The sequence below is a fragment of the Bacteroidota bacterium genome, assembly GCA_039111535.1.
In the GTDB taxonomy this organism is placed as follows: Bacteria; Bacteroidota; Rhodothermia; order Rhodothermales; family JAHQVL01; genus JBCCIM01.
In genome coordinates this window covers 15335-27438 of sequence record JBCCIM010000071.1, presented here as the reverse complement: position 1 = coordinate 27438, position 12104 = coordinate 15335, and the positions used below count along the sequence as shown (strand labels likewise).

The 12104-nt window shown below is 51.8% G+C and carries 8 protein-coding genes; 1 reads left to right on the top strand and 7 read right to left on the bottom strand.

Annotated features, from left to right (window positions below; genetic code table 11):
* Positions 1-866: 866 nt before the first annotated feature.
* A complete protein-coding gene (locus AAF564_12575) occupies positions 867-1763 on the bottom strand; it encodes an alpha/beta hydrolase (GenBank protein MEM8486378.1) in 897 nt (298 codons plus the stop codon).
* 150 nt (positions 1764-1913) lie between these two features.
* On the opposite strand from AAF564_12575, the gene AAF564_12570 reads away from it, so the two are divergent.
* On the top strand, positions 1914-3593 hold the full coding sequence (locus AAF564_12570) for a CRTAC1 family protein (protein ID MEM8486377.1): 1680 nt from the start codon (positions 1914-1916) through the stop codon (positions 3591-3593).
* A 3-nt stretch (positions 3594-3596) separates the two neighbouring features.
* Here the strand turns inward: AAF564_12570 and AAF564_12565 are convergent, their stop codons facing one another.
* The 6 genes from AAF564_12565 to AAF564_12540 all read right to left on the bottom strand — a co-directional run bounded on the left by AAF564_12565 (position 3597) and on the right by AAF564_12540 (position 12099).
* Positions 3597-4754 carry a tetratricopeptide repeat protein gene (locus AAF564_12565; protein ID MEM8486376.1) on the bottom strand — a complete coding sequence of 386 codons (1158 nt, stop codon included), beginning with the start codon at positions 4752-4754 and terminating at the stop codon, positions 3597-3599.
* Positions 4755-4875: 121 nt separating this feature from the next.
* Positions 4876-6597, bottom strand: coding sequence for a CRTAC1 family protein (locus AAF564_12560; GenBank protein ID MEM8486375.1), 1722 nt, complete (start codon positions 6595-6597; stop codon positions 4876-4878).
* Positions 6598-6608: 11 nt separating this feature from the next.
* Entirely contained in the window at positions 6609-8351 is a 1743-nt protein-coding gene (locus AAF564_12555; GenBank protein MEM8486374.1) for a CRTAC1 family protein, read from the bottom strand.
* Between the two features lie 61 nt (positions 8352-8412).
* Complete coding sequence (gene eda, locus AAF564_12550) at positions 8413-9045, bottom strand: bifunctional 4-hydroxy-2-oxoglutarate aldolase/2-dehydro-3-deoxy-phosphogluconate aldolase (protein ID MEM8486373.1); 633 nt, start codon at positions 9043-9045, stop codon at positions 8413-8415.
* Between the two features lie 127 nt (positions 9046-9172).
* Positions 9173-10708 carry a tagaturonate reductase gene (locus AAF564_12545; protein ID MEM8486372.1) on the bottom strand — a complete coding sequence of 512 codons (1536 nt, stop codon included), beginning with the start codon at positions 10706-10708 and terminating at the stop codon, positions 9173-9175.
* 95 nt (positions 10709-10803) lie between these two features.
* Positions 10804-12099 (bottom strand): TRAP transporter large permease, encoded by a 1296-nt coding sequence (locus AAF564_12540; protein ID MEM8486371.1) that lies wholly within the window; start codon positions 12097-12099, stop codon positions 10804-10806.
* Positions 12100-12104: the final 5 nt, after the last annotated feature.

Here is a 12104-nt window from a genome sequence, read left to right as displayed (position 1 = left end):
GCGCCTAGTAGCTTCGTGATTCTCATAGTGTGAATCTCCATCTGGTAAGTAGTTACTTAGAGTGCAAAGAATTGACTCCCAAAGACGCACTTCGCCCCAGGAAATCAGTTTTAGTGGCTATGATTGCCATGAAGTAATACCCCATCCTCACGATCATCCATATTCTTACGTTCAAAAAACTTTGTTTGCGAAACCCCGCAACAAAACTCCATTCTGAACGAAAAGGAGGGTAACTCTTTTATTAAAAACAATGACCGAACGCTTCGTGGTGGCTTCACGTCAGCCCTTGAATGATCCAAAATCAAACTGCTTTAATTTCGCAGCGACAGCTAGATTGCCTTAAGAAATACCTATTTCAGTCCATAAAATCAAGGTATTACAGAATCACCTAACCCCTTGGCGCTGCCAAATAGCTTGCATTGTGTACCCGCTACAAAAACACAGGATTTAATGCAACAAATTTAGAGAATCGCACACCAATCCTTCTTAAATTAGAAGGAAATAGCTTGCGCCCTAAATTCAAAAGGATGTACCCAACAATTACCTCAAAGTACAAAAGCGATCAGTTCAAAAAGCCTTCCCGAAAAATGCCGCGTATATTGCCATACGCCCGACGCTTTATTTTTCAAACAAGCACTAAATTCACTGGCTCTACATAAATTGAAAGCGTTTTCAATTCGGCACAATTTGCATCATCTTTTTATGTGACGAGCATAAATCTGCCTGAACGGTTCATCTTGGGGGGTGAACGGTCAAATAAAAAGAAACTGTTAACTTCTCCGTTTTAAAAGTCGATTAAAGCCATTACAAGCGCGTTTCGAGAATAAAACGACTTTCCCTTTGCTGTTTTTTGCTTTACAAATCGCTTAAAAACCATTGGCTTTGAGCCAAGCAGCACACCGCGCCGGCCAGGTAGATAACACCGGATCGCCGGGCGCCAACCCAACACCGTGACGACCTGCTTCGTAAATGTGCATTTCGGCACCAACGCCGGCCTCCCGCAAGGCGAGATAGAAATAAATACTGTTCTCGGGCGGTACAGCCTTGTCCTCCGTTGTATGCATCAGAAATGCCGGCGGCGTTGTCGCGTCAACCTGTTTTTCATTCGACATCAGCAAGGCCAACGCCTCCGTTGCGTCTTTGCCCAGCAAATTGTCGCGCGAGCCACGGTGCATGTACGATTCGGTCATTGATATGACCGGATATACCAGCACCATAAAATCAGGCCTGGCACTCAAGACATCGATGGAGCCTTCACGCATCGGATCATCCCAGTCTGCATGCGTGCCAGCGCTCGAGGCCAGGTGCCCCCCTGCAGAAAAACCAAGGATCCCCACTTTATCGGTATCTATCCCCCACGTACCAGCCCGCGCTCGAACCAGGCGCAAAGCCCGCTGCCCATCGCGGAGGGGTGTCGGATGCCTGAACTTCGGGGCATGGCGGTATTTCAGGATAAATGCTGTTATGCCGAGTGTATTCAACCAACGCGCCACGTCGTGTCCTTCGTGGTCCATGGCCAGCATCCCGTACCCGCCGCCGGGTGCGATAACTACTGCGGTGCCTGTCGCAACACCTGTTGCCGGCTCATAAACTGTCAGTGTCGGCTCGTCTGCCGGCTCACCATTACCATCAGGCGCACCTGATGCCCATAACGGAAAAGTCTCTGGGTCACTTGATTGCATCCCCCAAACAGGGTTAACGAGGAATACACCTGCGTATAGTATGAACAGTATTGCACTTCCTGCTATCCGGTACTTTTGCATAATCCACCTGCTTTCCTGATTAATTTCGCCAGATCCTAAAATGAACAATCTGAATAAAAAAGAAAACAGACAGGCCTTCCGTACAGCGAAAGGATCAAGGGCCTCCTCTTTTCATTAAAGGGCAGACCTTACTCACCTGACCTGTTTGTTATGCGAAGTGTCAGCCTCCTGACCTTGATGTTCGGGATCTTGCTTGTTACCACCAGCTGCGAAAAAGCACCCGCCTCAGAACAACCCGCAGCATCCGAAACAGCAATCCCTTTTACCCTCTCCCAGGCTACTGCTGAAGCTGGCCTTGCCAACTTCACCCACGCAACCGGTGCATCCGGTGAAAAATGGTTTCCTGAAACCATGGGCTCGGGCGCTGCCATTGTAGATATAGACAATGACGGTTGGCAAGACATCCTCCTCGTAGGCGGCGCCACCTGGACAGCAGATGACACAACACCCGCGCTCTTGCTCTATCGCAACAACCAGGATGGCTCATTCTCCGACATCTCCAAAGCTGCCGGCCTTTCAGGCATGCAGGCCTACGGGTTTGGCGTTGCAACAGCCGACTACGACAACGACGGCGATCAGGATATCGCCCTTACCACCCTCGAAGGCACACGCCTCCTGCAAAACAATGAAGGCGTATTTATCAATGTTAGCCGGCAAGCCGGACTCGCAGTGGCAACCGACTGGCATTCTACCGCACTCTTCTTTGATGCAGATCGCGATGGCTGGCTTGATCTCTATCTCGGCGGCTACGTCGACTGGTCACCTGAAGATGACATTTTTTGCACCCTCGACGGGACCAACAAGAGTTATTGCACACCCGAGCTTTATAACGGCACACCCGGGACCTTCTTTTACAACAATGGAGACGGCACGTTTAGCGACCAAACCGCTGCACGTGGCTTTGCTGACGCACCGGGCAAAACACTCGGCGCCGCGATGCTTGATTACAACAAAGATGGGGCACCCGACCTCATTGTCTCCAATGATACACAGCGCGACCTGCTCTATGAAAATGATGGCACCGGCATATTTACGGAAAAGGGGCAACTTAGCGGCATTGCGTTTGACGAAAACGGAAAGGCACGCGCCGGCATGGGCATAGACACCGGGTTTATCGATGGCGGCAATGATGAAACGGTCTTTGTTGGCAACTTCTCCAAAGAAATGATTGCCGTGTATCACCATATTGGCGACGGATTGTTTGTGGATCGCGCTGCCCGCTCTAAAATCGGCCGCCCCAGTTTGCTCACCCTCACCTTTGGTCTTGCTTTGCTGGACATAGACCTGGATGCAGACCTCGACCTCTTTACTGCCAATGGACACCTGCAGGTTGAAATTGAGAACACGCAGGAAGGCATTGCCTATAAACAAACGCCCCATCTTTTCCTCAATGACGGCACCGGCGTGTTCAGCGATGTCGCCGACCGTCTGACCAACTTCCCAGCCCTCGTAGGCCGTGGAATTGCCTATGGAGACCTGGACAATGATGGGGACCTCGACGTCCTCATCACCGAAAACGGTGGGCCGGCTTTTTTGTGGCGCAACGATCTTTCTCAAGCAGCCAATTATTTACGGATCAAGCTCGCCGGCACATCCAGCAACCGCGATGCCCTGGGGTCATTAGTCGAACTGTATGCCGGCGGGACAAAGCAGATCCGCTACACTCGAACGGGGTCCAGCTATCTCTCCCAATCGGAAACCATCGCAACTTTTGGCCTGAACATAACCACCGTTGTTGATTCGCTCCGTATTACCTGGCCAAGCGGCAAGCAGCAACTGCAGACGAACGTTCAAGCAAACCAGTTGCTGATGCTCACCGAACCACAATAGCAATCAGTAAGAGACTTTGAGCTGATCAAGCAAGGCCTGCGCCGGCTTGTGTGAAGGATTGGTTTTCAGAATGCCACGCAGCAACTGGCGGGCCCGGGCTACTTCTCCCGTCTTCTCCCAAACCACTGCCATATTGTAGCGTGCTGCTTCGTGCTCGGGTAAAAACTGCAATACGTACTGAAATGCTTCTGCTGCATCAACGTACCGTCCAGCTCTCAAGTATGCTTTCCCAAGTTCAATCCAGTTCTCAGGCCGATTGGCGTCGTTATCGACGTTGGCCTTTGTCTGATCGATATCGGTCTGCCACAGTTGCACAGAGTCTGCCAGCGCCAACATCTGCATGCCGGCATCTGTCTGCGAGGTACGGATGAGCGCCTGCCCAAGGTTGAAATGCGCACCCTGCTGCCAGGGTCGCTGAGCAATGACCTGCTCCAGATACGGAATGGCGTCTTCATAACGCCCTTGCTGCACCAGCAAGGCGCCGAGAAAATACCGATAGTCTATCATTGCCGGCTCGAGATCGAGGGCTTTACGCGCGTGGAGAATTGCACGGGAAATATCGCCATCGTCGCGCAACATGATACCAAAATCATTGTGCACCATTGCATCCGTGCTATCAACAACAAGCGCCAGATCATAAGCATTGCGGGCTTCATCAAAGGCGCCAAGCTTAACATACGTCCGCCCAATCTGCACGAGCGATGCTGTTATTCTGTCCTTTTCGAGTGATGCGGGCAGGTCTTCAGGTCCCACATCCTCCAAGTTTCCAACTTCCAAAATTTCCAAATAGCGCGTTAGTGCTTCCTGAAACCGGTCTTGGCCATAAGCAATATTGCCCAGATCAAATCGGGCGATGACATATGCCGGATCGCGCGCCAACGCTTCGTTATAAGATTGCTCTGCTTCACCGTACTGGCGCGCTGCTGCCAGGGTACGGCCACGCATAAAATGGGCATCTGCCAGGTCTGGTTCGAGAGCAACTGCACTGTCTGCAAACGCGAGGGCCCGGTTAAGTATGCCTCTATCCAATGCCTGCTGGGCCTGAATCAGAAAGTTGGTGGCCTGTGGATTAACCTGCGCGCGCGCAATGTCGGTGCGAGATAGCGGTTCGCCATCGCCAGACCTACAGGCAGCAGCACATACCAGGAACAGGCAGAGCATGCTGGTTGCAATCCAATTCGGTCGATGTAGCTGCATAAAACCCATGATGTATAGCAATCCAGGGCTAGGTGAAACGTGGGGCAGGGAAAAGGTGGGGCTTGCTAGTTGCTAGAATTAAAAGTTATTCTGCGCCTTCTACAACTAAAATCTCTTCATTTACAGGCAATTCATATCGTTTTTGCGCGACGCCACCTGGCCAATAAACGATCAGGGAGTCTATCTTGTTGTACGCAGCCACCCCAAAACTGGCGGTTAGTTCGGACTGCGACATGTACGTCCCCCCGGTTCGGATACGCCGTTGCATCACAAGGTCGCCGGCATACACCACAACGCGGGCGCCCAGACCATCAGCATTGCTGGAAGTACCCTGCAGCTTAACACGCAGGTAGTTGCCCTGCACAGAGTTGTTCTGCCATAAATGAATTGGGCCGCCGTTTTCAGTGAGCAAAATATCCACATCTCCGTCGCGGTCATAGTCGCCAAAAATAGCACCTCGTGCTACAAGTGGCTTTGCCCAAACACCCTGTATCTCAGGCATTACATCGGTGAACGTTCCATCTCCCTCATTTACAAACAACTGCGTGGGCTGCCTGTAGGTTATCGCATTCTCAACCTTTTCGATGGCGGGATAGATATGCCCGTTGGCTACCAGCATATCGAGATCACCATCGTATTCAGCATCATATAGAAAGAGGCCAAAATTGAGGGTCTGGAGGCTTTGCCGGCCAATTTTTGAAGCAGCGGAGCGGTCCAGAAAAAAGCCATTGGGGGTTGATTTGAATACACCAATCATCTCGTGCGCAAAGGTGCCAATGAACACCCAATCCTCGCCATTGTTTTCAATATCGCCAGAATCAATACCCATGCCGGCGCGGGCAACACCATTTTCGTCAAATGCGATGCCCGTCAACAAGCCTTGCTCTTCAAAGGTGCCATCACCTTTGTTTACATACAACAGGTTACGCTGGGTGTCGTTGGCAACCACAAGATCACTCCAGCCGTCCTGGTTTATGTCGAGCTCTGTCACGCCTAGGGTTTTGCCCGGCGTAGGTGTCATACCGGCTTTCTCCGTTTCGTCAGCAAAGGTGCCGTCTCCATTGTTGCGGTAAAACTGGGCCGGCTCTCCTTCAAACTGCTGGGGAGCACAGTACGACTGCTCGTATTCATCGAGCGTACAAAACTGATCCAGCTCAGGCTGCCAGCGCACATAATTGCCCACGTACAGATCGAGCCAGCCATCGTTATCTGCATCGAAGAAGATGGCCGTTGTACTCCAAAAATCGTCAACGGATAACCCTGCTTCGCGGGTCACATCTGTAAATCGCCCATCGTTATTTTGGAAAAGGTGATTTTGATGGAGTGTTGTAAAAAAGAAGTCCTGGTCTCCGTCGTTATCGTAATCGCCGGCGAGCACACCAAAGCCATAGGCAACCACATCACGCAAGCCGGCTGCTTCCGTTACCTCTTCAAAAGCTCCATCCCCTGTATTTCGAAACAGCTGCAAAGCCGGTATGGGCTCCCCTTCTCCTTCCCAGCGGGCGCCAGCCACCAATAAAATGTCTAACCAGTCATCTCCATCGTAATCAAAAAAGGCAGCACCCGCGCCTACCGTTTCTGGAAACCAAAAATTGCCAGACGCCCCTGTTTCATGTATAAAATCACCCAAGCCGGCCGTTGCCGTTACATCTTCATACGTGTAAGCATACGGGATTACAGGTGTGGCTTCTACAGGTGCTTCATCTGGCGCTTTACAGCCTGTGAATAAAGTCAGGCCGGCTGCAAAGGTCAGCAGCAGGCGTTGTTTACCGGCCGGCCGATGTGATATGCAGGTCGGGATGATCATGCAGGATGCAATTAAGGTTGTACGTTTTGGGATTGTCGATTGAATGCGTACCGGGTTTGATACGTGCTGGTGCCTTCAGTGACAAGTATCGCCTGTCCGCCTGGCACGCCAACAAATCTATCTTGCTGCCCGCTTGGCCAGCTGACAAATAGCGAATCAACGGCATTATGCATCCCGAGGCCAATGGTGGCAATTTGCTCAGACTGGGAAAGGTAACTGCCGCCAGACCGGATCCGGCGGGCCTGGGGTTCTCCCGCAACATATGCCAGCACTTCCGCTCCGATGCCACTACGGTTACTGGTTGTGCCCGCCAGGTAAACCCGAAGCGCGTTGCCTTCCTGCCCATCATTTCGCCACAGATACGCCCCGCCTTTGTTCTCGGTAAGCAGAATATCCTGGTCCCCATCCCGATCAATGTCGGCAAAGGCTGCACCTCGACCAACGATGGGTCGCTGTAGCAAAGTGCTGTCCGTTAAAACAGCTTCTTTGAACGTACCATTCCGCATATTCACAAAAAGCTGCGGCGCTTGCTTGTAGGTCACATTGTCTTGCACTTGCTCAATCAGGTCATCGATGTGACCATTGGCAACAAAAAGGTCCAGGTAACCATCCAGATTTGGATCAAAGAGGAAGAGTCCAAACCCCAGCGTTGTCATGCTTGGGCGACCAACCTGAGAGGCTGCTGAACGGTTGACAAAAATTCCCTCACCGGTATGCCGGTAGACACCAATCATTTCTTCGGCATAATTGGCGACAAACACAGACACATTGCCGTTGTTGTCTACGTCGCCTGCATCAATTCCCATGCCGGCACGGGCCACACCGTTTTCATCAAATGCTATTCCACTGAATAAGCCAACTTCTTCGAAGGTCCCATCCCCCTTGTTCTGGTAGAGCAAGTCGCGCTGCGTATCGTTGGCCAGCGCAAGATCGGGCCAGCCATCCGAATTAAAGTCCAACTCCGTCACGCCAAGGGTTTTACCAACCGATTCTTTGAGCCCCACAGCAGCTGCGCGCTCGGTGAATGTACCATCGCCATTGTTCTGGTAGAAATGGCTATCAAGCCCATCGTACAACTTTGGGCCGCAGAACGATTTGTCCACCCCGTTGTGGGTGCACCAGATGTCAGTTTCGGGTGTCCAGTCAACATAATCTGCAACAAACAGATCGAGCCATCCATCCCGGTTTGCATCGAAAAACAGGGCTGCAGTACTCCAAAGGGCCACATCAGCCAGGCCGACCGCTTCACTAACCTCTTCAAATTGGCCGTCGTTGTTTTGAAAAAGCAGGTTTTGATAAAGCGTGGTGACAAAGAAATCGTCATCCCCGTCGTTGTCATAATCAGCCACAACAACACCAAAAGCGTACGTTCGCACGTCCGCCAGGCCGGCAGCTTCTGTGTAATCTTCAAACGTACCGTCCCCTTTATTTTTGTAGATGCGGAGGGATTGTACGTCTGCTGCGGGACCCAGTTGGTTTTGCCATGTGCCGCCCTCCACAAGAAGAATATCGAGCCAACCATCGCCATCTACATCAATAAAACCAGCGCCGGCACCTACCGTCTCCGGATACCATTTTTCACCCACGCTCCCGCCTTTATGCTGGAAATCTGCCAGACCAGCGGGTGCAGTAACCTCTGTAAATGTCATGACACCCGCCCCCGGCATATCTGCTACGGTAGCGGCATCCTCATCCGCACAACCGGCAAAGGCTGCCAGAAAAAGCAATAATAAAGCTATCCGGGGGGATTTCATGAACGTTGTAATGTTACGCAAAGGGGTTGGACTAATTTATACTTCTACCCATCAAAGGGGATTAACCGAGGCTACTCCTGAGTGTTCTTGCGTTTTCTGTAATTTTGTCAAAGTTACCCGTTGCGATGGCCTCTTTGTCAATCAGGGCGCTACCCACGCCAACGGCACAGGCGCCAGCCGCAATCCACTCGCCGGCATTTGTCAGGTTCACCCCGCCTGTTGGCATGAGCTGCAAGTGGGGCATGGGGGCTTTAATAGCTTTGAAATACTTCATGCCGAGCTGTCCGGCTGGAAAGACTTTGACAATATCGGCACCGGCTTCATGGGCCTCGAGGATTTCAGTTGGCGTGAAGCATCCGGGCATGGCCGGCAGGTTGTACCGGTGGGCCATTTCTATAATTGATGGCTTGAATACGGGGCTTACCACGTACCTGGCGCCGGCGTTGATTGCCAACCGGGCCGTCTCTGGATCAAGCACTGAACCAACGCCCAACAGTATTTCATCGCCAAACCGCGTGGCAGTTTCCTCAATGATATCAAGCGCACGCGGCACCGTCATTGTTACCTCAAGCGCAGAAATACCGCCAGTCAGCAAGGCGTCGATCATACGACCAAGCACATCAGGATTATCTGCACGAATAACGGCAACGGCACCTTGTTCAACAATACGCTCAACGATCCGGGACTTGGACATTTCCCTGCCTCCCTGCTTCTTATTTAGAAAACGCCAGGCGCAATTGCTTTATTTGCGCCCTGCTTGACGCTCTGAAATTAAATCAGCAGGAAGAGAGTTGTTCGTAGTTCGCGTGAAAAGCAAAAACTCAGGCGCTTGCGAACTTCTGCAAGGCGCGTTCTGCACCCATAGAGAGGATATCAAGTACGTAGCCGGATACTACTTCCACAAAGCCCTTCACTTTATTGAGATTCTGGCCCCAGCATTCTTCTTTCGAGCACACACCGGAGACAAGCACTTCTACGTACGTTTTGTTCTGAGAATCCACTGACTCCCACATCGCGGCAAAGTACCCTGCCTGATCATCCCTGATGGGATAGGGCTTGCCGGCGCGTTCACCGAAATACGCGCCATCTTTCTCACTTGTCACCCGCATAAAGATCAGGTACGCGGCAAATCCGAAACAGATATGTTTGGGGAGTTCACCATTTTTTTCGATGTAAGACAAGAGCGAAGGAAGCAACCGCAATCGCCATTTCGAGGTGGATTGCAGCGTGATATCGAGCAGGCGGTGGCGTAAAAACGGATTGCTGAATCGCTCGACAACCTGTCGGGCAAACGGCCCACCACCATCAACATCAAGGCTCGGCACAATTTCCTTGTCCATTACCCCCTGCACAAACCCATACGTGAGCGGATTGCGCATCATCGAAAGCACAGTCTTTTCGCCGGCCAGAAACGCCAGGTGTACACTTGCGGTGTGGGCACCATTCAAAATTCGGACCTTGCGCTCTTTGTAAGGGTGCACGTCATCTGTAAGGACAATACTGGCATCAGCGTTCGCAAACGTCAGTTTTTCTTGCGTAGCCGAATCGGTTTCGATTGGCCAAAGGCGATAGACCTCCGCTGTGGTAAGCATGGCGTCTTCAAAGCGGAGACGCGCTTCGATGTCATCGAGATCAGCCGGCGAAGGTGCGCCCGGTACAATACGGTCGACAAGGGTATTGCAAAACCTTACCCCGTTGTCCAGCCAATCAAAAAACCGCTGGTCCATCTTCCAATCTGCTGCAAGCTGCCGTACAATTTGCTCCAGCGCTTCACCATTTTTATCGATTAGCTCGCAGGGCAGCACAACCACACCGCGGGCCGGGTCAAAATTGTAAACCAGCGCCCGGGCTGCAAGCACAGCGGTCAATTTTGCGGGGAAAGATGCCGGCGCAATATCCGGGTCCGGCATGGGCTCTTCGGTATAAACCACGCCCACTTCTGTTGTATTGGAAATGATGAGCTCCAGGTCGGGACTGGTGGCAAACATCATGACTTCCGTCCAGTCTGTTGCTGCGGCCAGCACCCGGCTTACCGAGCCGACGACGTGGTATTGTTCTACGATCTCGCCAGCATCGAGGCCCTGGATGCGCAAGGTATAGAGCCCGCCCTGGTCATTGAGCAATTGAGTACGCTCGCTACCCGTTGAGCCGACCATAACCACGCGTCCCGCAAAATCGCCACTGCGATTGGCTTCATCGATGAAATAGTCGCAAAAGCCCCGCAAAAAACCACCCGTCCCAAATTGCAGCACTTTCTCAGGCAACGACAGCATAGCTGGCGTCGGCACAACGATGTCCGTTCGTTGCTGAAAGGCTTCGCTCATAACAAGCGTGGGTGAAAGCCGAGGATGCGACATGGTGGTTGGTTTAAGGTTGAATGTTGCAGGTTTAAGGTTGAATGCTGGAGGCCAGGTTATACAGAACCTTAAACGTTCAACCTTCAACCAGCTTCCTAGTAGCCAAAGAGGCTTGGGAGCCAGAGGCTGATGGCGGGTATGTAGGTTACGAGAATCAGCGAAATAATCATCGCGATGAAAAACGGCAGCAGGGGCCGAATCACTTTTGCAATGCTTGTTTGCGCCACACCGACACCAACAAAGAGCACGCTACCCACAGGAGGCGTACACAAGCCTACGCATAAATTAAGCACGAGAATAATGCCAAAATGCGTTGGATCTATGCCAAGTTGTATGGCGATGGGTAAAAATATGGGTGTAAAGATCAAAACAGCCGGCGTCATGTCCATAAATGTACCGACTGCAAGTAAAATCAGGTTGATCATCATCAAAATGAGCAACTTGTTCTCCGTAAGTGCAATGAGCGATGCTGTGACGCTTTGCGGGATATTTTCATACGCCATAATCCACGACATGCCAATGGATGTTGCAATCAGCAGCATCACAATGCCTGTCGTGGCAGAAGCGTCCAAAAATATCTGCGGCAGGTCTCCAAGCTTTACTTCACGATAGATGAAGCCAAGCACCAGGGCATACAACACTGCAACCGCTGCCGCTTCCGTAGCGGTAAACACGCCGGCGATGATACCGCCAATCACGATAAAAATGAGCAGCAGACTCGGGACGGCATGGAAAAATTTGCTAACAACTTCTCGAAAAGGAATGCGATCAGATACGGGGTACTTGTTCTTGATCGAGAAAAAGCCTGCAACCAGCATCAGCAAGGTACCAACCAGAATTCCCGGCAGGTAGCCCGCTAAAAACAAAGCAGCAATAGATACACCACCACTGGCAAGGGAATACACAATAAGTACGTTACTCGGCGGAATCAGCAGGCCAGTTGTAGCAGAGGTGATGTTAACCGCAGCGCTAAAGTCGCGATCGTATCCCTCCCCTTCCATCCGGGGCCCCATAACACCTCCAATCGCAGAGGCTGCTGCCACGGCAGACCCGGAAATAGCGCCAAACAACATGGATGCGACAATATTTACATGGGCCAACCCACCGGGCAAGGTACCCAGCAACGACTTTGCAAAATCTATGAGGCGCCTTGCCAGCCCCCCACTGTTCATCAATTGCCCCGCAAGTATAAAAAACGGTATGGCAAGCAGTGCAAAGCTGTTTAAGCCGGTTGCCATACGCTGCGCCGTTGTGGTAAGCGCCGGCGCCACCTGAATGCCCGTGAGCATGGTTACAACTGTGGCAATCCCAATTGAATAGGCAATGGGCACCCCGAGCGCAAGCAGGGAAGCAAACGTTAAAGCGAGAACAAGGACGTCAAACCATTCCATAGCGG